1 protein-coding gene is annotated in these 24,886 nt (G+C 72.2%); it reads right to left on the reverse strand.

The window, feature by feature from the left end; genetic code table 11:
• A partial coding sequence (locus ABZ664_RS38445) for an SDR family NAD(P)-dependent oxidoreductase (protein ID WP_362522020.1) occupies positions 1–24,863 on the reverse strand: 24,863 nt, incomplete at its 3' end.
• Between the last annotated feature and the right edge of the window lie 23 nt (positions 24,864–24,886).

A 24,886-nucleotide genomic window follows, 5' to 3' on the forward strand; every position in this document is an offset into this window, starting at 1 on the left:
ACCACATCCACCCGATCCAGCGACGGAGCCCCCTCCACCTGCCGCACCACATCCAGCAACGACCACTCCACGAACGGCTCCAACGCCGCCGCACATTCGGCCATCCGAGCCGCGAACACCCCCGACTCCTCCAACAGCCGCGCACCCATGCCCACCCACTGCGCCCCCTGACCCGGGAACACCCACACCGACTTCCCATCAACGTCCGCCACACCGGACACCACACCCGCCGTGGGCTCACCGGAAGCCACCCCACCCAACCCCGCCAGCAACCCCCCACGATCCCCGCCGACCACCACCGCACGATGCTCGAACACCGACCGCGACCCCACCAGCGAGAACGCCACATCGGTCAGCGCGGCATCGCGACCCTCCAGGTGCGAGACCAGCCGCCCCGCCTGCGCCCGCAGCGCCTCGCCCGTACGACCCGACACCACCAGCGGAACCGCCGGCGGCTCCACCTCCGCACCGGGCAGCACGCCATCGTCCTGCGGACGTGCCACCGTCGCGACCTCAGGCTGCTCGATGATCACGTGCGCGTTGGTGCCACTGATCCCGAACGACGACACACCCGCCCGACGCGGACGACCGGTCCGCGGCCACTCCGTCGCCTCGGTCAGCAGCTCCACCGCGCCCGAGGCCCAGTCCACATGCGAGGACGGCTCATCCACGTGCAACGTCCGAGGCAGCACCCCATGACGCATCGCCATGATCATCTTGATCACACCGGCCGCACCCGCCGCCGCCTGGGTGTGACCCAGGTTCGACTTGATCGACCCCAGCAGCAGCGGCCGGTCCTCGTCCCGGTCCTTGCCGTAGGTCGCGAGCAGCGCCTGTGCCTCGATCGGGTCACCCAGAACCGTGCCGGTCCCGTGGCCCTCGACCGCGTCCACCTCGTTCGGTGACAACCTCGCCCCGGCGAGCGCCTGACGAATGACGCGCCGCTGCGAGGGACCGTTCGGTGCCGTCAGACCGTTGGAGGCGCCGTCCTGGTTCACCGCGGAACCCCGCACGACCGCGAGCACCTCGTGGCCGTTGCGGCGCGCGTCCGACAGCCGCTCAAGCACCAGCATGCCCACACCCTCGGACCAGCCCGCGCCGTCGGCCGCGTCCGAGTAGGACTTGCACCGCCCGTCGCCGGCGAGGCCGCCCTGACCGGTGAAGTCGATGAACGGGCTCGGAGTGGCCATCACCGTCACGCCACCGGCCAGCGCCAGCGAGCAGTCACCTCCGCGCAGTGCCTGCGCGGCCAGGTGCAGCGCGACCAGCGAGGAGGAGCACGCGGTGTCCACCGTCACCGCCGGGCCCTCCAAGCCCAGCGTGTAGGAGATACGCCCGGTCGCGACGCTTCCCGCGGTGCCGGTACCCATGAAGCCCACCACGTCCGCGGGGAACGGCATGCTGGTCGCGTAGTCGTGGTACATGACTCCGGCGAACACGCCGGTACGGCTGCCGCGCAGCGAGGTCGGGTCGATCCCGGTGCGCTCGATCGCCTCCCAGGTGGTCTCCAGCAGGAGCCGCTGCTGCGGGTCCATCGCGAGCGCCTCACGCGGCGAGATCCCGAAGAACCCCGGGTCGAACTCTCCCGCCTCGTGCAGGAAGCCGCCCGCTTCCACGTAGTTGACGGCCCGGCTCTCGGTGCTCCCCTCGAGGGAGCCGCGACTCCAGCCGCGCGTCGTCGGGAAGGGGGTGATCGCGTCCCCGCCTTCGCTGACCAGGCGCCACAGGTCCTCCGGCGAGGTGACTCCACCCGGGTAGCGGCAGGCCATGCCCACGATCACGATCGGGTCGTCCGCGACCGGTACCACCGACGCGGGGATGACCACGTCGGCGTCCTCACCGAGCAGTTCGGACAGCAGGAACTCCGCCAGCGTGGCCGGCGTCGGGTAGTCGAACACCAGGGTGGCCGGCAACCGCAGCCCGCTCACGCTGTTCAGCCGGTTGCGCAGCTCGACGGCGGTGAGGGAGTCGAAGCCCAGCTCGCGGAACTCCCTGCGCACCTCCACGGTCTCCGGCGACGCGTGCCCGAGCACGACCGCCACCTCGGTACGCACCAGATCCAGCAGGACCTCGGTGCGCTCCGCCAGACCCAGCGGGGCCAGCCTCTGCAGCAGCGTCGCGGCCACCACCGAGCCCGACGCCGCCGACCTGCGCCCGCCTCGCACCAGCCCGCGCAGCACCGCCGGCACGTCACCCTGCGTCCGCAGCGACGGCAGGTGCAGCCGGACAGGAACCAGCACCGCCTGCTCAAGCGCGACGGCGGCCTCGAACAACGCCAGGCCCTGCTCAAGCGAGAGCGACGGCATCCCCGCCCGCGCCATCCTGCGCATGTCGGTGTCGTCCAGCGTGCTGGTCATTCCGACGTCCTGGGTCCAGGCGCCCCAGGCCAGCGAGAGCGCGGGCAGTCCCTCGGCCCGCCGGTGCTGGGCCAGCGCGTCCAGGAAGACGTTCGCGGCGGCGTAGTTGCCCTGCCCCGCGTTGCCCATCACCCCGGCCAGCGAGGAGAACAGCACGAACGCCGCCAGGTCCAGGCCCCGGGTCAGCTCGTGCAGATGCCAGGCCGCGTCCACCTTCGGCCGCAGCACTCCTGCCAGCCGCTCCGGCGTCAACGAGGTGATCATGCCGTCGTCCAGCACACCGGCGGTGTGGATCACCGCGGTGAGCGGGTGCTCGGCCGGCACCTCTGCCAGCAGCGCCGCCGCCGCGTCCCGGTCCGCCACGTCGCAGGCCACGATCCCGACCTCGACACCGTACGCGATCAGCTCGGCCCGCAGCTCCAGCGCGCCGGGCGCGTCCAGGCCCCGGCGGCTCGCCAGCAGCAGGTGGCGCACCCCGCGCTCGGCCACCACGTGCCGCGCGAACTGCGCTCCCAGACCACCGGTCCCACCGGTGATCAGCACCGTGCCGTCCGGGTTCCAGGGCCGTCCGGCCTCATCGGCCGCCGCCACCCGTGCCAGGCGCGGGACCCGCACCCCGCCCTCGCGCACCGCCGCCTGCGGCTCGCCGGAGGCCAGCACTCCGGCCAGTACGGACGAGGACGGCTCGTCGTCGACGTCGACCAGTACGAAGCGGCCCGGGTCCTCCCACTGGGCCGACCGCACCAGCCCCCACACCGTGGCAGCCGCCAGGTCCGCGACGGTCTCGCCCTCGCTCGTCGTGACGGCGCCCCTGGTCACGAAGACCAGCCGGGAGCGGCGGCAGCGATCGTCGGCCGACCATGCCTGCAGCAGGCTCAGCGCCGCGGCGGTCAGTTCGTGAACCCCGGCGACCACGTCGCCCTGCTCGGTGGAACCGACCGCGACGGTCACCGTCTCCGGGACGGTCTCCAGCGCCGCCAGTGCCGCCTCCGGATCCGACGCCAGATCCAGGACGGGCGCGACCGGGTCGAGCCCGGTGCCGTTCTCCGTCGCCGTCTCGGACGACGCCGTCCAGGTCAGCTGGAACAGCGAGTCCCGGTACAGGTCGCGGCCGCCGACGGCCAGTTGGTCGGCCGCGACCGGTCGCAGCACCAGGGAACGCGCCGACAGCACCGGCTCCCCCGCGCCGTCCACCGCGATCACCGAGACCGCGTCACCACCGGTCCTGGCCACCCGCACCCGCAGCACCGACGCGCCACCGGCGTGCAGGCACACCTCACCCCACGAGAACGGCATCCGTCCGCTCTCGGAGTCGTCCAGGCCGACGAAACTCACCGAGTGCAGCGCCGCGTCCAGCAGCGCGGGATGCACCCCGAACGAACCCGCACTCGACTGCGCCTGCTCGGGCAGGACGACCTCGGCGTACACCGCGCCGTCCGCGCCCCGCCAGGCCGCTCCCAGTCCCTGGAACACCGGCCCGTAGTGGAAACCGCCCGCGGCGAACTGGTCGTAGAGGCCGTCCAGCTGGATGGCCGTCGCGTCACGCGGCGGCCACACCGCCGCGTCGAAGCCGGCCGCGATGTCGGCGAGCGAGCGAGAGCGACCGTCGGCCACGGCCAGCACGCCGGTGGCGTGCCGCACCCACGGCTCGTCGTCGGCGGCCTCGGCCGGGCGGGCGTAGACGCTCAGGTTGCGGCGGCCGGACTCCGCCGCCGCACCCACCCACACCTGCACCGCGACGGCGTCCCGCTCGCCCAGCATCAGCGGCGCGGTCAGGGTGAGCTCCTCCACCAGGTCGCAGCCGACCTGGTCACCGGCCCGGATGGCGAGCTCAAGGAACCCGGTGCCCGGGAAGATCACCGTTCCGGCCACCGCGTGGTCGGCCAGCCACGGATGCGTCCGCAGCGACAGCCTGCCGGTGAGCAATACTCCGGCCGAGTCGGCCAGACCGACCGCGGCACCCAGCAGCGGGTGCCCCGCGGAGGCCAGGCCCGCCGCGGCCACGTTCCCCAGCTGGGAGCCGACCACGTCGGGCCAGAACCGCTGACGCTGGAACGCGTACGTCGGCAGGTCGATCCGATGCCCGCCCCGGAGCACCGCCCGCCAGTCCACCGGTACTCCGCGCACGTGCAGCTCGGCCAGGGCCGTCATGATCGTCGACTGCTCGTCCCGGTCACCGCGGAGCACCGGCGCCAGTACCGCGTCGGTGCCGGAGAGCTGGGCGGGCGAGTCCTGGGCGGTGAGCTCGGCCAGGGTGTCGGCGGCCATCGCGGTGAGCACCCCGTCCGGCCCGAGTTCCACGTAGGCCGTGGCACCCTGCCGGTGCAGCGTCCGCACCCCGTCGGCGAAGCGCACCGCGCTCCGCACCTGCTCCACCCAGTAGTCCGGCGAGCACAGCCGCTCGGCCGTGGCCATCTCACCGGTCACCGTGGACACGATCGGAATCCGCGGCGCGCTGAAGGTCAACGTCCGGGCCAGGGTGCGGAAGTCCTCCAGCATCGGGTCCATCAGCGGCGAGTGGAAGGCGTGCGAGACCCGCAACCGCCGGGTCTTGACCGCCCGCTTCTCCAGTGCGGCCGCGACCTCGAGAACGGCCTGCTCATCCCCGGAGATCACCACGGACGCCGGACCGTTCACGGCCGCGATCGACACCTCGGTCTCACGCCCGGCCAGCAGCTCGGCGATCTCCTCTTCCGAGGCCCGCACCGCCACCATCGCCCCGCCGGCGGGCAGCGCCTGCATCAACCGGCCACGCGCCGCCACCAGCGCGCAGGCGTCCGACAGGGACAGTACCCCGGCCACGTGCGCCGCGGTGATCTCCCCGATCGAGTGTCCCGCCATGATCTCGGGGCGGACTCCCCACGACTCGACGAGCCGGAACAGCGCCGTCTCCACCGCGAACAGCGCGGGCTGCGCCCAGCCGGTCCGGTCCAGCAGCTCCGCCTCGGCCGTGCCGGGCTCGGCGAACAGCACTTCGCGCAGTGACCCGTCCAGCAGCGGGTCCAGCTCGGCGACCACCGCGTCCAGCGCCGTCGCGAACACCGGGAAACGGTCGTACAGCTCCCGGCCCATCCCGGCCCGCTGGCTGCCCTGGCCGGTGAACAGCACCGCCGGCTTCGATTCGGCCGCGGCCGACCCCCGCAGCACGCCCGCACCGGGCCGGCCTTCCGCCAGTGCCCGCAGGCCGGCTTCCAGACCGGCGTGGTCGGCGGCCACCACGGCCGCCCGGTACTCGAACGCCGAGCGCGTGGTGGCCGTCGAGTACGCCACGTCGGCCAGGCGCAGACCGGGCTCGTCGTCCACGTACGCCGCGAGCCGCTCGGCCTGTGCCCGCAGTGCCTCCGCCGACCGGCCGGAGACCAGGACCGGCACGGCACCGTCCGGCGCGGGTGGGCGGTTCTCGGACTCCGCGCCCTCGGACTCCGCGTCCTGCGCCTCCGGCCGTTCGATGATCACGTGGGCGTTGGTGCCGCTGATGCCGAACGACGACACCGCCGCCCGGCGGGGGTGGTCGGCCGACGGCCACTCGGCCGGCTCGGTCAGCAGCTCTATCGCGCCCGAGGTCCAGTCCACGTGCGAGGACGGCTCGTCCACGTGCAGCGTCCTGGGCAGCACGCCGTGCCGCATCGCCATGACCATCTTGATCACACCGGCCACGCCGGAGGCCGCCTGGGTGTGACCGATGTTCGACTTCAGCGATCCGAGCAGCAGCGGCCGGTCCTCCGGCCGGTCCTGGCCGTAGGTGGCGAGCAGTGCCTGGGCCTCGATCGGGTCACCCAGCGCGGTGCCCGTGCCATGGCCCTCGACCGCGTCCACCTCGGCGGGGGTCAGGCCGGCGCCGGCCAGGGCCTGGCGGATCACCCGCTGCTGCGAGGGACCGTTCGGCGCGGTCAGCCCGTTGGACGCGCCGTCCTGGTTCACCGCGGAACCCCGCAGGACGGCCAGGACCCGGTGGCCGTTGCGCCGCGCGTCGGACAGGCGCTCCAGGACCACCATGCCCACGCCCTCGGCCCAGCTGGTGCCGTCGGCGGCGTCGGAGTAGGACTTGCACCGCCCGTCGGCGGCGAGCCCGCCCTGAGCGCTGAACTCCACGATCCCCATCGGCGTGGCCACCACGGTCACACCGCCGGCCAGTGCCAGCGAGCAGTCACCCGAGCGCAGCGCCTGCGCCGCCATGTGCATCGCCACCAGTGACGACGAACACGCGGTGTCCACCGTCACCGCCGGGCCCTCCAGACCCAGCGTGTAGGACAGCCGGCCCGAGGTCACGCTCCCCGCCTGGCCCGTCACCATGAAACCGCGGGCCTCGTCCGACGGGATGTAGCCCGAACCGCTCGCGCCGACGTAGACACCGGTGTCGCTGCCCCGCAGCGACAGCGGGTCGATTCCGGCGCGTTCGAACGCCTCCCAGGTGGTTTCCAGCAGAACGCGCTGCTGCGGGTCCATCCCCAGGGCCTCACGCGGCGAGATCCCGAAGAACCCGGCGTCGAAGTCCGCGGCGTCGGACATGAAACCGCCGTGGAAGTCCAGCTCGCCGTTCACCTGCCAGCCCCGGTCTACCGGCAGCGGGGAGATGGCGTCGCGCCCCTCGGTGACGAGCCGCCACAGATCCTCGGGAGAGCGCACCTCACCTGGATAGCGGCAGGCCATCGACACGATCACGATCGGGTCGTCGGCCACCGACGCGATCGCCGTCGGGACGACGACGTCACCGTGCTCACCCAGCAGTTCGGCCAGCAGGAACTCCGCCAGCACCACGGGGGTCGGGTAGTCGAACACCAGGGTGGCGGGCAGCCGCAGCCCGGTGGCGGCGTTGAGCCGGTTGCGCAGTTCGACGGCGGTGAGGGAGTCGAAGCCCAGCTCGCGGAACTCCCGCCGCACCTCCACCATCTGGGGAGAGTCGTGTCCCAGCGCCGTGGCGGCCTGGGCTCGGACCAGCTCGGTCACCAGTCGGCTGCGGTCGGCGGGGGGCAGCCCGGCCAGCTGCCGCAGCAGCGCCCCGTCCGCGCCCGACACCGGGGCCGCCGCCGTACGGCGGGTGCCCCGTACCAGCGAGCGCAACAGCGGTGGCACCTCACCGAACGCCCGCAGCGCCGGCAGGTTGAGCCGGACCGGTGCCACCACCGGCGTGTCGCAGCCCAGAACCGCGTCGAACAGCGCCAACCCCTCGGCGAAGGAGAAGAGCTGGAATCCCGCGGCCGTGAGCCGGCGCAGGTCCGTCTCGGAGAGCTCTCCGGCCATGCCGGCGTCCGCCGCCCACGGCCCCCACACCAGGGACAGGCCCGGCATGCCCTGTGCCCGGCGGTGCTGGGCGAGGGCGTCCAGGTAGGCGTTGGCCGCCGCGTAACCGCCCAGTCCGGCGCCGCCGACCAGCCCGGCCATCGAGGAGTACATGACGAAGGCGGCCAGGTCGAGGTTCCGGGTGAGCTCGTGCAGGTGCCAGGCGCCGTCGACCTTGGGCCCGAACACGTTGGCCAGCCGCTGCGCGTCCAGCGACGGGATCATGCCGTCGTCACGGACGCCCGCGGTGTGGATGACCGCGGTGAGCGGGTGCTCCGCCGGCACGCCGGCGAGCAGTTCCGCGACCTGGTCCCGGTCGGCCAGGTCGCAGGCGACGACGGTGACCTCGACCTCGTGCGCGATCAGCTCGGCCTGCAACTCCACCGCGCCCGGAGCGTCCAGCCCTCTTCTGCTGGTCAGCAGCAGGTGCCGGACCCCGTGCTCGGCCACCAGATGCCGGGCCAGGTTGCTTCCCAGACCGCCCGTACCACCCGTGATCAGAACGGTGCCGTCGAGGTCCGGCCGCCGCGCGCCGTCCTCACCCGGGGTCAGGCGGACCAGCCGGGGAACGCGGACCACGTGTTCGCGGATCGCCATCTGTGGCTCGCCGCAGGCCAGCGCCTCGGGCAGTGCCGACAGCCCGGTCTCCCGCTCGTCCACGTCGACCAGTACGAAGCGTCCGGGGTTCTCGGCCTGCGCGACGCGTACGAGCCCCCAGACCGCGGCCGCCGCCGGATCCGTGACGCTCTCGTCTTCCCCGCCGGCGACCGCGCCCCGGGTGACCAGTACCAACCTCGACTCGGTGAACCGGTCATCGGCCAGCCACTGCCTCAGCAGCTCCAGCACCCGGCCGGTCAGCTCCCGTGCCGCCGACGCTCCGCCCGCTTCGGCGGGCGAGCCGATCTCGACGGTCACGACGTCCGGCACCCGGTCCAGTGCCCCGGGCTCGGTCTGACCCGGCTCGGCCCAGCGCAGCTCGCCCAGTCCCGGACGGCCCGGTTCCGGCCAGTCCAGCTCGACACAGTCCAGGCCTGCCACCGCGTCCGTCGGAGAGACGACCGTGGGCGCGACCACCCACTCCAGGGTGAACAGCGCGTCCCGCTCCGGTCCCTGGCCGCCGGAGGCGAGCATCTGGTCCGCGGACACCGGCCGGAACACCAGCGACTCCGCCGTAAGCACCGGCGCGCCCTCGGCGTCCACCGCCGCCAGCGACACCGAACCGCTTCCGGTCTTGACCAGCCGCACCCGCAACGCCGAAGCGCCGTTGGCGTGCAGGCAGACGCCGCTCCAGGAGAACAGCAGCCGCCCCTGGCCCTGCTCCGTCAGATCCATGAACGAGGCGGGCTGCAACGCCGCGTCCAGCAATGCGGGATGCAGGCCGAACAGACCGACGTCGCCGACCTCCTCCGGCACCTCGACCTCGGCGAAGATCTCCCCGTCGCGCTGCCAGGCCGCCCGCAGTCCCTTGAAGGTGGGTCCGTAAACCACGCCGCCCTCGGCCAGATCGTCGTACAGCCCGTCCAGCGCGATGGGCGTCGCGCCCTCGGGCGGCCAGACGGCCGTGTCGAACCGCGCCGTACGCGCTCCGACGCCCAGCACACCGGCCGCGTGCCGTACCCAGGGCTGGTCCGGCGCGTCGGCGAGCCGCGCGTAGATCGCGAGGTTCCTGCGGCCCGTCTCGTCGGACGCGCTCACCACCACCTGGACGGCGACGGCGCCGTCCGGGGCGAGCACCAGCGGGGCGGCCAGGGTGAGCTCCTCCACCCGGTCGCAGCCGACCTGGTCCGCCGCCCGGATCGCCAGCTCAAGGAACCCTGTGCCGGCGAACAGCGCCGTGTCGGCCACCGCGTGATCGGCGAGCCAGGGATGCGCGCGCACCGACATCAGGCCGGTGAGCAGCGCGCCGTCGGAGTCGGCGAGCCCGACCGCGGCGCCCAGCAGCGGATGCCCGGCCGCGACGAGGCCGAGCCCTCGGGCATCGGCGATCCGCACCCCGCTCGGCCAGTAACGCCGATGCTGGAAGGCGTATGTCGGCAGGTCGACCCGCCGACCGCCGGTCAGCACCTGCTGCCAGTCCACCTTCACGCCGCGTACGAACAGCTCGGCCGCCGAGACCAGCACCCGATCCATGCCGCCCTCGTCGCGGCGCAGCGTCCCGGCGACCACCGCGGCCACCCCCGCCGCGTCCACGGCCTGCTCGATTCCCAACGTCAGCAGCGGGTGCGGGCCGACCTCGACGAACACCCGATACCGCTCCGCCAGCAGCCGCTCGACCGCCGGCGCGAACTCCACCGTCCGCCGCACGTTCTCGTACCAGTAGCCGGCGTCCAGCTCCGTGCCGTCCAGCCACCGCCCGGTCGCCGTCGACAACATCGCCACCCGCGCCGCACGCGGCGCCACCTCCGCCAGATCCGAGAGCAGGTCGTCGCGGAACCGCTCGACCTGGGGCGAGTGCGCGGCGAAGTCCGCACCGGCCAGCTGCCAGCGCATGACGCCTTCGGCCGACAGGCGCCGCTCCAGCACCCGCATGGCCTCTCCGTCGCCGGCGACGGTGACCACCCTGGGCCCGTTGACCGCGGCGATCGAAATCCGGTCCAGCAGACCGTCCTCGGCGAGCGCCGCACGCACCTGCTCCACCGGCGCCATCACCGACAGCATCACCCCGTGCCCGGACAGCCGCTCGGCGATCAACCGGCTGCGCAGCGCCACCACCCTCGCGCCGTCCTGCAACGACAGGCCACCGGCCACCACCGACGCGGCGATCTCACCCTGCGAATGCCCCACCACCGCGTCCGGCCGCACTCCCAGCGACTCCCACACCGCCGCCAGCGACACCATCACCGCGAACGAGACCGGCTGCACCACATCTGCCCGATCCAGCGACGGGGCACCCTCGCTCTGCCGGACCACGTCCAGCAGCGACCAGTCCACGAACGGCTCCAGCGCCGCCGCGCATTCGGCCATCCGAGCCGCGAACACCGCCGACTCCTCCAGCAGCCGCGCACCCATGCCCGCCCACTGCGCCCCCTGGCCGGGGAACACCCACACCGTCAGGCCGTTCACATCTGCCGAGCCGCGCACCACACTCGTCGCCGAGTCTCCGGAGACGACCGCCGCCAGTCCCGCCAGCAGTTCCTCCCGGTCACGCCCGACCACCACCGCGCGGTGGTCGAACACCGACCGCGACGACACCAGTGACGAGCCCACGTCCACCGGGTCGAGCTCGCCCCTGGCGCGCACATGCGCCGTCAACCGCCCGGCCTGCGCCCGTACCGCGTCGGCCGTACGAGCCGAGATCACCCAGGGCAGTACGCCGCCCGCCGGTCCGGTGGGCTCCTCGGCCGTCGGCTCCGCCGCCTCGGGTCCCTGCTCCAGGATCATGTGGGCGTTGGTGCCGCTGATGCCGAACGACGACACCGCCGCCCGGCGGGGGTGACCGTTCCGCGGCCACTCGACCGGCTCGGTCAGCAGCTCCACCGCACCCGAGGCCCAGTCCACGTGCGAGGACGGCTCGTCCACGTGCAGCGTCCTGGGCAGCATGCCGTGCCGCAGAGCCATCACCATCTTGATCACACCCGCGACGCCCGCGGCGGCCTGGGTGTGGCCGATGTTCGACTTCACCGAACCCAGCAGCAGCGGCCGTTCCTCCGGCCGGTCCTGGCCGTACGTCGCCAGCAGCGCCTGCGCCTCGATCGGGTCACCCAGGGCGGTGCCGGTGCCGTGCGCCTCGACCGCGTCCACCTCGTCGGCGGACAGCCCGGCGACGGCCAGGGCCTTGCGGATCACCCGCCGCTGCGAGGGGCCGTTCGGCGCGGTCAGACCGTTGGACGCGCCGTCCTGGTTGATCGCCGACCCGCGAACGATCGCGAGCACCTGGTGGCCGTTGCGCTGGGCGTCCGACAGCCGCTCCAGCATCACCAGGCCGACGCCCTCGGACCATCCGATGCCGTCCGCCGAGTCGGAGAACGCCTTGCAGCGGGCGTCCGGTGCCAGGCCGCCCTGCTCACCGAGCTCTCCGAACGCCGCGAGGGTCGATATGACGGTGACGCCACCGGCCACCGCGAGCGAGCACTCCCCGTTGCGCAGGGCCTGCGCCGCCATGTGGATGGTCACCAGCGACGACGAGCACGCGGTGTCCACCGTCACCGCAGGACCCTCCAGGCCCAGGGTGTACGAGATCCGGCCGGAGGCCACACTGGCCAGCTGCCCGGTCATGATGTGACCGCGAGACTCCTCCCCTGGCATGTAGCCCGAGCCGACGGAGCCGATGAACACGCCGGTGTCGCTGCCGCGCAACGAGTCCGGGTCGATGCCCGCGTTTTCCAGGACCTCCCAGGCCGCCTCCAGCAGCAGCCGCTGCTGCGGGTCCATCGCGAGCGCCTCACGCGGTGAGATCCGGAAGAACTCCGCGTCGAACTCGGGCGCGTCGAAGACGAATCCGCCCTTCAGGTCGATGTCACCGTGGGTCTGCCAGCCTCTGTCGGTCGGCAGCGGGGTGATGGCGTCCTGGCCCTCGATGACCAGCCGCCACAGGTCCTCCGGGGAGTTCACCCCTCCGGGGTAGCGGCAGGCCATCGAGACGATCGCGACCGGGTCGTCTCCGACCGAGACCGTGGCCACCGGCAGGATGGCGTCGCCGTGCGCGCCGAGCACCTCGCTCAGCAGGTACTCTCCCAGCGCGGTGGGAGTGGGGTAGTCGAAGACGAGGGTGGAGGGCAGCCGCAGCCCGGTGGCGGTGTTGAGGCGGTTGCGCAACTCGATCGCGGTCAGCGAGTCGAAGCCCAGCTCGCGGAACTCCCGCCGGACGTCCACGGCCTCCAGCGAGGGGTACCCGAGGACGGCAGCGGCCTGGGTGCGGACCAGGTCGGTCACGAACCGGGTCCGCTCGGCCTGCGTCAATCCGGCCAACTGCCGCAACAGGGTGCCCTCGCCCAGGGCGGGCACCGATGCCGCCGTACGACGGGTGCCGCGCACCAGCCCGCGCAACAGCGGCGGCACCAGCTGAGCGGGCATCGCCGGTATGTTCAGCCGCACCGGGATTACCAGCGGCGCATCGGAGTCGATGGCGGCGTCGAACAGCTCCAGCCCCTGCTCGGTGCTGATCGGCGGCAGCCCCGCGGCGGTCATCCGCTGCACGTCGGCCTGCGACATGCCCCCGGTCATCCCGGTGGCCTGCGCCCACAAACCCCACGCCAGCGACAACCCCGGCAATCCCTGCGCCCGACGCCGCGCCATCAGCGCGTCCAGCCAGGCGTTCGCCGCCGCGTAGTTACCCTGACCCGCACCGCCCATCAGCCCGGCAAGCGAGGAGAACACCACGAACCCGGCCAGATCCATGCCCTCGGTCAGCTCGTGCAGGTGCCACGCCGCGTCCACCTTCGGCCGCAGCACCCCGGCCAGCCGCTCCGGCGTCAACGAGGCGATCGTCCCGTCATCCAGGACTCCGGCCGCGTGGATCACCGCGGTCAGCGGATGCTCGGCATCCACCCCGGCCAGCAGGTCGGCAACCGCGTCCCGGTCGGCCATGTCGCAGGCCGCGACGGTGACCTCGACACCGTGCGCGATCAGCTCGGCCTGCAACTCGACCGCACCCGGAGCCTCCAGACCCCGGCGGCTGACCAGCAGCAGATGCCGCATCCCGTGCTCGGCCACCAGGTGCCGGGCCAGCTCCGCCCCCAGACCACCGGTGCCGCCGGTGATCAGCACCGTGCCCTGCGGGTCCCAGACCCGGGGCATGGTGAGCACGATCTTGCCGGTGTGCCTGGCCTGGCTCATGAACCGGAACGCCTCCCGGCCACGGCGCACATCCCACGCCGTCACCGGCAACGGCCGCAACTCACCGGCTGCGAACAACTCCATCAGCTCGGCCAGGATCTGCCGCAACCGCTCGGGACCGGCGTCCAGTACGTCGAACCAGTGGTACTCCAGCCCGGGGAACTGCTCCTGGTCGCGGATGTCCAGCTTGCCCATCTCCACGAACCGGCCCCCGGGGCGCAGCAGCCGCGCCGAGGCGTCGATGAACTCACCCGTCAGCGAGTTGAGCACCACATCGATGCCCCGCTCACCACACACCGCACCGAACCGCTCCTCGAACTCCAGGGTGCGCGAGGAGGCGATGTGGTCGTCCGGGATGCCCATCGACCGCAGCACGTCCCACTTCGCCGGGCTGGCCGTGGCGAACACCTCGACCCCGAGCCGCTGGGCCAGCTGGATCGCCGCCATCCCGGTCCCACCGGTGCCCGCGTGGACCAGCAGTGACTCGCCCTCGCGCAAGCCGGCCAGATCCATCAGCCCGTAGTAGGTGGTGAGGAACGAGACCGGGATCGTCGCGGCCTCCTCGAAGGAGACCCCGTCGGGGATCCTGGTCACCCCGCCGGCACCGGTGACCACCACCGGGCCGAAGCCGCCCTCGGTGAGGCCGACCACCCGGTCGCCCACCCGCAGGTCCTCAACCCCCGGGCCGACCTCAAGCACCACACCGGCGGCCTCGCCACCCATCAGGCCGACCTTGTCCTGGAACCACCCCAGCGCGTTCAACCCGTCCAGCAGGTCACGGAAGTTCACCCCCGCCGCACGCACCGCCAGCCGAACCTGACCAGCCTCCAGCGGCTCGGCCGCCTGCGGGAACGGAAGCAACTCCAGCGCGTCCAGACTGCCCTTGGCCCGGCTGCCCAGCCGCCACGCCGTACCCGACGGAGGCAACAGACCCGCACCCGAGGTCAGCGACGCCAACCTCGGCACCCGCACCCCACCCTCGCGCACCGCCACCTGCGGCTCACCGGAAGCCAGCACCCCGCTCAGCAGCGCGGGAAGCGCGGCCCTCGGCGCACCGGGCGAGGTCTCATCCGCACCTGGGTCCGGATACTCGTCTCCGTACTCACCAGGGCCCAGATCGACCAGCGCGAACCGGCCCGGGTTCTCCGACTGCGCACTACGCACCAGGCCCCACACGGCAGCGGCCGCCAGATCGGAGACCGTCTCATCCTCACCGGCCGCGACCGCGCCCCGGGTAACGAACACCAGGCGCGAGCCGCCGAACCGCTCATCGGCCAGCCACCCCTGCAACAGACCCAGCACCTCGGCCGTCACCGCACGCGCCGAGGCCACCGCGTCCTCGGCGGAATCGGTCACCACCTCGGCCAGCACCATCCCCGGCACCGGCCCCGCCTCGCCCAACGCCGACAGATCACGGTGAACCGGCACCGAGTGCCCGGCCGACTCCCACACCGCCACGAGGCCCAGGGCGTCCGGCTCGAACCCAGAGAAACCGACCACCGCCACCGACGCCGGATCAGCCACCGAAATCTCGGAAAGCGGGGTCCAGTCCAGCCGGAACAACCCATCCCGCTCCGCCACCTGACCGCCGCCGACGGCGAGCTGATCAGGCGTGAACGGGCGCAGCACCAGCGACCGCGCCGACAGCACCGGCTCCCCGGCGGCGTCCACCGCCGTCAGCGACACGGCGTCATCACCCGTCCGGAGCAGTCGCACGCGCAGCATCGCCGCTCCGGTGGCCTGCAGATTCACCTGCCCCCAGGAGAACGGCAGCCGGCCGCCCTCGACCGGCTCCAGCCCGACGAACGGCACCGCGTGCAACGCCGCGTCCAGCAGCGCCGGATGCACCCCGAACGAACCCGCGCTCGATGCCGTCTGCTCGGGCAGCGCGACCTCGGCGAACACCGCGCCATCGGCACCACGCCAGGCCGCCCGCAATCCCTGGAACACCGGGCCGTACTCGAACCCGCCCGCGGCCAGCCCTTCGTACACTCCGTCCAGCCCGATCGCGGTCGCGCCGGCCGGGGGCCAGACCGTCGCGTCGAACGGCCCGGCATCGGGAGCACCGGTGACCGGGGCGCCGACGGCCAGCGTGCCGGTGGCGTGCCGCACCCACGGCACGTCGTCGGCGGCCTGCGCCGACCGGGCGTAGATGTTCACGCTCCGGTGGCCCGTCTCCTGCGTGGCGCCCACCCACACCTGCACCGCGACGGCGTCGGCCTCGCCGAGCACCAGCGGCGCCGTCAGGGTGAGCTCCTCCACCAGGTCACAACCGACCTGGTCACCGGCCCGCACCGCCAGCTCAAGGAACCCGGTACCCGGGAAAATCACCGTCCCGGACACCGCGTGATCGGCGAGCCACGGATGTGACGAGAGCGACAACCGCCCGGTCAGCAACACCCCGTTGGAGTCGGCCAGGCCCACGGCGGCGCCCAGCAGCGGATGCCCCGCCACCGCCAGCCCCGCCGCGGCCACATTCCCCACCTGGGAACCCGCTCCCACCGGCCAGAACCGCTGGTGCTGGAAGGCGTAGGTGGGCAGATCCACCCGCCGACCACCGGGCAGCACCTGCTGCCAGTCCACCTTCACGCCGCGCACGAACAGCTCGGCCGCCGAGGCCAGCACCCGCTCCAGACCGCCCTCATCGCGGCGCAGCGTCCCGGCGATCACGGCCTCCACCTCGGCCGCGTCCACGCACTCGCCGACCCCGACCGTGAGCACCGGATGCGAACTCACCTCGACGAACACCCGATACCGCTGCTCCAGCAACTCTCCTATCGCCGGAGCGAAAGCCACCGTGCGCCGCAGATTGTCACACCAGTACCCGCCATCGAGCTCCTGGCCCTCCACCCACTGGCCGGTCACCGTCGACAGCATCGGCACCCGCACCGGCTGCGGCGCCACCCCCGCCAGGACCTGGGCCAGCTCCTCGGAGATCAGATCGACCTGCGCCGAATGCGAGGCGTAATCCACCGCGATCCGCCGCACCCGCACCTCTTCAGTGCTCAGTTGCTCCACCAGTTCCTCGACGGCTGCGATCTCACCGGCCACCACCACCGAGTTCGGGCCGTTGATCGCCGCTACCGAGATCCGCCCGTCCCAGGCAGCCACCCGCTCGGTGACCTGCTCGACCGGGAGCGCGACCGACGCCATCGCCCCCAACCCCGCCAGCCCACGCCCGATCACCTGACTGCGCAGCGCCACCACCCGGGCGCCGTCGGACAACGACAGGCCACCGGCCACCACCGCCGCGGCGATCTCACCCTGCGAATGCCCCACCACCGCATCAGGGCGAACCCCCAACGACTCCCACACCGCCGCCAACGACACCATCACCGCAAACGACACCGGCTGCACCACATCCACCCGATCCAGCGACGGAGCCCCCTCGCTCTGCCGGACCACATCCAGCAACGACCACTCCACGAACGGCTCCAACGCCGCCGCACACTCGGCCATCCGAGCCGCGAACACCCCCGACTCCTCCAGCAGTCGCGCGCCCATGCCCACCCACTGCGCCCCCTGACCCGGGAACACCCACACCGACTTCCCAACCACATCGGCCACACCGGACACCACACCCGCCGTGGGCTCACCGGAAGCCACCGCACCCAACCCCGCCAGCAACCCCCCACGGCCGGCACCGACCACCACCGCACGGTGCTCGAACACCGACCGCGACCCCACCAGCGACGACCCCACATCCACCGGGTCAAGCTCGTCGGCCGTCTCCACCAGCGCACCCAGACGGCTCGCCTGCTCACGCAACGCCTCAGGGGTCCTCGCCGACACCACCCACGGCACGGCACCCGGCGCCTGGCCCTCGTCACGCGACTCCCGCTCAGGAACCTCCGGCCCCTGCTCCAAAATCACGTGCGCGTTGGTGCCGCTGATCCCGAACGACGACACACCAGCCCGACGCGGACGACCCGTCTGCGGCCACTCCACCTGCTCGGTCAGCAGCTCCACCGCACCCGAGGCCCAGTCCACATGCGACGACGGCTCATCCACGTGCAACGTCCGAGGCAGCACCCCATGCCGCAGAGCCATCACCATCTTGATCACACCGGCCACACCCGCAGCCGCCTGGGCGTGACCGAGGTTCGACTTGATCGACCCCAGCAGCAGCGGCCGGTCCTCGTCCCGATCCTGACCATAGGTCGCCAGCAACGCCTGCGCCTCGATCGGGTCGCCCAGCGTCGTCCCCGTACCGTGGCCCTCGACCGCGTCCACCTCGGACACCGAGAGCCCGGCCCCGGCCAACGCCTGACGGATCACCCGCTGCTGGGAGGGACCGTTCGGCGCCGTCAACCCGTTCGACGCACCGTCCTGGTTCACCGCAGAACCACGCACCACCGCGAGCACCCGGTGGCCGTTGCGGCGCGCGTCCGACAACCGCTCCAGCACCAGCATGCCCACACCCTCGGCCCAGTTGACGCCGTCGGCCGCATCCGAATACGACTTGCACCGGCCGTCACCGGCCAGTCCGCCCTGCGCACTGAAGTCGATGAACGGTCCCGGGTTGGCCATCACGGTCACACCGCCGGCCAGCGCCAGCGAGCAGTCACCACTCCGCAGCGCCTGCGATGCCAGGTGCAACGCCACCAGCGAGGAGGAGCACGCGGTGTCCACCGTCACCGCCGGGCCTTCCAGCCCGAAGGTGTAGGAAAGGCGACCGGTCGCCACGCTTCCGGCGGTGCCGGTGCCGACGAACCCCATCACCTCCGGCGGGAACGACACGCTGGTCGCGTAGTCGTGGTACATGACCCCGGCGAATACGCCGGTACGGCTGCCGCGCAGCGACGCCGGGTCGATCCCGGTCCGCTCGATCGCCTCCCACGACGTCTCCAGCAACAACCGCTGCTGCGGGTCCATCGCGAGCGCCTCACGCGGCGAGATCCCGAAGAACCCCGGGTCGAACTCGCCGGCCTCGTGCAGGAACCCACCCTCACGCACATAACTGGTGCCCCGGTTCTCCCGATCGGGGCTGTAGAACGCCGCCGGATCCCAGCCACGCGTGGTCGGGAACGGTGAGATCGCGTCCGCGCCCTCGGTGACCAGTCGCCACAGGTCCTCAGGAGACGTGACTCCACCCGGATAGCGGCACGCCATGCCCACGATCACGATGGGGTCGTCGGCCACGGGCCGGACCTCGCTGGGAGCCACCACATCGGCGTGCTCGCCGAGCAACTCGGCCAGCAGGAACTCCGCCAGCACGGCCGGTGTCGGGTAGTCGAACACCAGCGTGGCCGGCAACCGCAACCCGGTCGTGCCGTTCAGCCGGTTGCGAAGGTCCACCGAGGTCAGCGAGTCGAACCCCAGCTCGCGGAACTCCCGCCGCACCTCCACCGTCTCCGGCGAGACGTGCCCCAGCACCAGGGCAACCTCGGTACGTACCAGGTCCACCAGGACCTCGGCGCGTTCGGCCACCGTGAGCGGAGCCAGTCGCTGGAGCAGCGTGCTGGCCGCCTCCGACCTCCCCGCGGCGGACCGGCGCCTTCCCCGCACCAGCTTGCGCAGCAGTGGCGGAACCTCGCCCTGGGCGCGGAGCACCGGCAGATCCAGCCGGACCGGGGCCACGACCGGTTCGCCGGAACGGATCGCCGCCTCGAACAGGGCGACGCCCTGCTCCGGTGCGATCGGTGGCGTACCGGCACGGGTCAGCCGCTCCATGTCACCGTCGCTCAAGGTGCCGGTCATCCCACTGTCCTGAGCCCACGCACCCCAGACCAGTGACAACCCGGGCAGCCCAGCGGCCCCACGGTGCTGAGCCAGCGCGTCGAGGAACGAGTTCGCCGCGGCGTAGTTGCCCTGCCCGGGAGCTCCGATCACCCCCGCCACTGACGAGAACAGGACGAACTCGGCCAGATCCAGGCCCTGGGTGAGCTCGTGCAGGTGCCAGGCGGCGTCCACCTTCGGCCGCAGCACCGCATCCAGCCGCTCCGGCGTCAACGAGGTGATCGTGCCGTCGTCCAGCACACCGGCGGTGTGAATCACCGCGGTCAGCGGATGGTCGGCATCGATCCCGGCCAGCAGGCCCGCGACCTGACCCCGGTCGGTCACGTCACAGGCGGCGACCGTGACCTCGACCCCGTGCGCGATCAGCTCGGCCTGCAACTCCACCGCACCTGGAGCCTCCAGACCCCGGCGGCTGACCAGCAGCAGATGCCGCACCCCCCGCTCGGCCACCAGGTGCCGGGCCACCTCCGCACCCAGACCACCGGTGCCGCCGGTGATCAGCACCGTGCCCTCCGGGTCCCAGACCCGGGGCATGGTCAGCACGATCTTCCCGGTGTGCCTGGCCTGGCTCATGAACCGGAACGCCTCCCGGCTCCGGCGCACATCCCAGGTCGTCACCGGCAACGGCCGCAGCTCACCGGCCGCGAACAACTCCATCAGCTCGGCCAGGATCTGCCGCAGCCGCTCGGGACCGGCGTCCATCACGTCGAACCAGTGGTACTCCAGCCCGGGGAAGCTCTCCTGGTCGCGGATGTCGAGCTTGCCCAACTCGATGAACCGGCCCCCAGGACGCAACAGCCGCGCCGAGGCGTCGATGAACTCACCCGTCAGCGAGTTGAGCACCACATCGATGCCCCGCTCACCACACACCGCACCGAACCGCTCCTCGAACTCCACACTCCGCGACGACGCGATGTGATCGTCCGGGATGCCCATCGACCGCAGCACATCCCACTTCGCCGGACTCGCGGTCGCGAAAACTTCCACCCCCAGCCGCTGCGCCAACTGAATCGCCGCCATCCCGGTCCCACCGGCGCCCGCGTGGACCAGCAGCGACTCGCCCTCGCGCAAGCCGGCCAGTTCCATCAGCCCGTAGTAGGTGGTGAGGAACGCCACCGGAATCGTCGCGGCCTGCTCGAACGAGAACCCGTCGGGAATCTTGACCAACCCGCCGGCACCGGCGACCACCAACGGGCCGAAGCCGCCATCGACCAGGCCGACCACGCGGTCACCCACGCGCAGGTCCTCGACCCCCGGGCCGACCTCAAGCACCACACCGGCGGCCTCGCTGCCCATCAGGCCGACCTTGTCCTGGAACCAGCCGAGCGCGTTCAGACCGTCCAGCAGGTCACGGAAGTTCACCCCCGCCGCACGCACCGCCACCCGAACCTGCCCGCTCTGCAGCGGCTCGGCCGCCGCCGGAAACGGAAGCAACTCCAACGCGTCCAGGCTGCCCTTGGCCCGGCTACCCAGCCGCCACGAACCCGCACCGGCCGGAGGCAAGAGACCCGCACCCGAGGTCAGTGACACCAGCCTCGGCACCCGCACCCCGCCTGCTCGCACCGCCACCTGCGGCTCGCCGGAGGCGAACACCATGGGCAGCATTCCGGGCAGAGCCGCCAGCGACTCCTGGTGCTCGTCAATGTCGACCAGCAGGAACCTGCCCGGGTTCTCCGACTGGGCGCTGCGCACCAATCCGCACACCGCGGCGGCCGGCAGATCCGACACCACCTCACCGTCTTCGGCCGCGACCGCACCCCGGGTCACGAACACCAGCTGTGAATCGCGATACCGCTCATCGGCGAGCCACTGGCGCAGCAGGTCGAGAACGCGTGTGGTCAGCCTGTGTGTCGCGTCCACCACCGCGCCGGCCTGATCGGAGATCACTTCGGTCACCACGACCCCCGGTGCCCGGTCCGTGTCCCCGAACGCCGACGGATCCGCGAGGTCGAGCGTGTCGATGGCGACCACCGTCACCTTGGGCGCGGGATCGGCCACCGGTGCCACCCGCGCCGACGGCAGCGCCGTCCACTCCACTCTGAACAGGGGGTCCTGCTCGCTTCGGCGGCCGCCTTCGCCGGTGGTCGCCGCGATCGGGCGCAGTACGAGTGACCGCGCCGTCAGCACCGGCTCACCCTCGACATCGGCCACCGTCAACGAGACGGCATCACCCTCGGTCCTGGCCAGTCGTACCCGCAGTGCCGACGCCCCACCGGCGTGCAGGCACACCTCACCCCAGGAGAACGGCAGGCGGGTGCCCTCGGAATCGTCCAGTCCCGCGAAGGTCACCACGTGCAGGGCCGCGTCCAGCAGGGCCGGATGCACGCCGAACGAACCGGCGTCCGACTCAAGCCGGCTCGGCAGGCTCACCTCGGCGAAGATCTCGTCATCACGCCGCCAGGCCGCCCGCAGGCCCTGGAACAGCGGCCCGTAGCTCAGCCCGCCCTCGGCGAGCTGCTCGTACAACCCGTCCAGCTCGATCGCGGACGCGCCTTGCGGCGGCCAGACGTCGGTGTCGAGTCGCTCGGCGACCTGGCCTCCGGCGGCGAGGACACCGACCGCGTGCCGTACCCACGGCTCGTCGTCGTCGGCCGTGGCCGGCCGGGTGTAGATGCTCAGGTCGCGCCGGCCGGACTCCTCGGCGCCCACCCACACCTGCACCGCGACGGTGTCGGTCTCGCCCAGTACCAGCGGCGTCGCCAGGGTGAGCTCCTCCACCAGGTCGCAGCCGACCTGGTCACCGGCCCGGATGGCGAGCTCAAGGAACGCGGTGCCGGGGAAAAGCACCCTCCCGGCCACGACGTGATCGGCCAGCCATGCCTGCGACCGCAACGACAGCTGGCCGGTCAGCAGTACGCCGTCCGAGGCGGCGAGCGCCACGGCGGCGCCCAGCAAAGGGTGCCCCGCCGCGGCCAGTCCCAGGTTTCGGGCGTCACCCATCCGCCGTTCGCGGGGCCAGTACCACTCGTGCTGGAACGGGTAGGTGGGCAGATCGACCCGGTGCCCGCCCGGCAGCACCGAACGCCACTCCACCGGCACCCCGTGCACGTGCAGCTCGGCGAGCGCCGTCATCGCCGCCGTGTGCTCGTCGCGGTCCTTACGCAGTACCGGCACGAACACGGCGTCCGGCTCGCGCACCTCCACGTCGGCGGCGAGGGTGTCGGCGACCATCGCGGTGAGCACACCGTCGGGGCCGAGTTCCAGGTAGGCCCGCACCCCCTGAGCGTGCAGGGCGCGCACGCCGTCGGCGAAGCGGACCGCGCCACGGACCTGCTCCACCCAGTAGTCCGGCGAGCACAACTGCTCGTCGGTGGCGGGTTCCCCGGTCAGGGTCGAGACCACCGGGATCTCCGGCGCGCCGTAGGTCAGTGACCCGGCCACCGCCCGAAAGTCTTCCAGCATCGGGTCCATCAACGGCGAGTGGAAGGCGTGCGACACCCGCAGCCGCTTCGTCCGTACTCCCCGCTCCTCCAGGGCGGCGGCCACTTCAAGCACCGCCTGCTCAACACCGGAGATCACCACCGAGGACGGGCCGTTCACCGCGGCGACCGACACCTCCTTCTCGCGCCCGGCCAGCAGCTCGACGACCTCCTCCTCGGAGGCCCGCACCGACACCATCGCCCCACCGGCAGGCAACGCCTGCATCAACCGCGCCCGCGCCGCCACCAACGCACACGCGTCCTTCAGCGACAACACACCGGCCACATGAGCAGCGGCGATCTCCCCGACCGAGTGACCGGCCAGCACATCCGGTACCACTCCCCAGGACTCCACCAGCCGGAACAGCGCCGTCTCCACCGCGAACAGCGCCGGCTGAGCCCACCCCGTCCGATCCAGCAACCCCGCCTCCGCCGACCCCGGCTCGGCGAACAACACCTCACGCAGCGACCCGTCCAGCAGCGGGTCCAGCTCGGCGATCACCGCGTCCAACGCCGCCGCGAACACCGGGAACCGCGTGTACAGCTCCCGGCCCATCCCGGCCCGCTGGCTGCCCTGACCGGTGAACAACACCGCGAGTTCCGGCTGCGCTCCGGCCACCCCGCGCACCACACCGGCACCCGGCAGGTCCTCGGCCAGCGCACCCAGCCCGGCCAGCACACCCTCACGATCGTCGGCCAGCACCACCGCCCGGTGCTCGAACGCCGACCGCGTCGTGGCCAGCGAGAACGCGGCATCGGCCAGACGCGGACCGGACTCGCCCTCCAGGAACGACACGAGCTGCCCGGCCTGTGCCCGCAGTGCCCCCGCCGTGCGGCCCGACACCACCACCGGCACCACACCCGCGCCTACCGGTGCCCGCTCATCCGTACCCGGCTCGGCGTCAGGAACTCCCGGCCCCTGTTCGATGATGACGTGCGCGTTCGTGCCGCTGAAACCGAACGACGACACACCCGCCCGCCACGGCCGATCCACCTGGGGCCACGGCCTGCTCTCGGTCAGCAGCTGCACCGCGCCCGAGGCCCAGTCCACGTGCGACGACGGCTCGTCCACATGCAACGTCCGAGGCAGCACCCCGTGCCGCATCGCGAGCACCATCTTCATCACACCCGCCACACCGGCCGCCGCCTGCGTGTGACCGATGTTCGACTTCACCGAACCCAGCAGCAGCGGCCGATCCTCCGGCCGATCCTGACCGTACGTCGCCAGCAGCGCCTGCGCCTCGATCGGGTCACCCAGCGTGGTGCCGGTGCCGTGCGCCTCCACCACGTCCACGTTCGCGGGAGTGAGCCCGGCGCCTGCGAGTGCCTGGCGGATCACCCGCTGCTGAGAAGGACCGTTCGGCGCGGTCAGACCGTTGGACGCGCCGTCCTGGTTGATCGCCGAACCCCGCACCACCGCCAGCACCTCGTGGCCGTTGCGCTGGGCGTCCGACAGCCGCTCCAGGACCAGCATGCCGATGCCCTCGGCCCAGCTCGTGCCGTCCGCCGCGTCGGAGAACGCCTTGCACCGCCCGTCACCCGCCAGGCCGCCCTGCGCGCTGAAGTCGATGAACATTCCGGGCGTGGCCATCACGGTCACACCACCGGCCAGCGCCAGGTCGCACTCGCCCGAGCGCAGCGCCTGCGCGGCCAGGTGCAGCGCCACCAGCGACGACGAGCACGCGGTGTCCACCGTCACCGCCGGGCCCTCCAGGCCCAGCGTGTAGGAGATACGCCCGGTGGCGATGCTTCCTGCGGTGCCGGTGCTGACGAAGCCCCTCACGTCCAACGGGAACTCGACGCTCGGACCGTAGTCGTGGTAGATCACACCGGCGAACACGCCCGTGTGGCTGCCACGCAGCGAGATCGGGTCGATCCCGGCCCGCTCGAAAGCCTCCCAGGAGACCTCAAGAAGCAACCGCTGCTGCGGGTCCATCGCCAGCGCCTCACGCGGCGAGATCCCGAAGAACCCGGGATCGAACACCCCCGCGTCGTGCAGGAAGCCGCCCTCACGCACATAACTGGTCCCCCGGCTCTCCCGGTCCGGGTTGTACACCATCCCGAGGTCCCAGCCACGCGACGTCGGGAACTCCCCGATCCCGTCGCCACCCTCGGCCACAAGACGCCACAGGTCCTCAGGGGAGTTGACATCACCGGGGAAGCGGCACGCCATCGAGACAATCGCGATCGGATCGTGCCTGCCCGACTCGACCTCCTGGAGCCGCCGACGGGTCTCGCGCAGGTCGGCGGCGACCGACTTCAGGTAGTCAACGAGCTTCCGGTCCTGCGACATCGGCGCGTACCTCCGAAGTACTC

The organism is Streptosporangium sp. NPDC006930, from assembly GCF_040635605.1.
In the GTDB taxonomy this organism is placed as follows: Bacteria; Actinomycetota; Actinomycetes; order Streptosporangiales; family Streptosporangiaceae; genus Streptosporangium.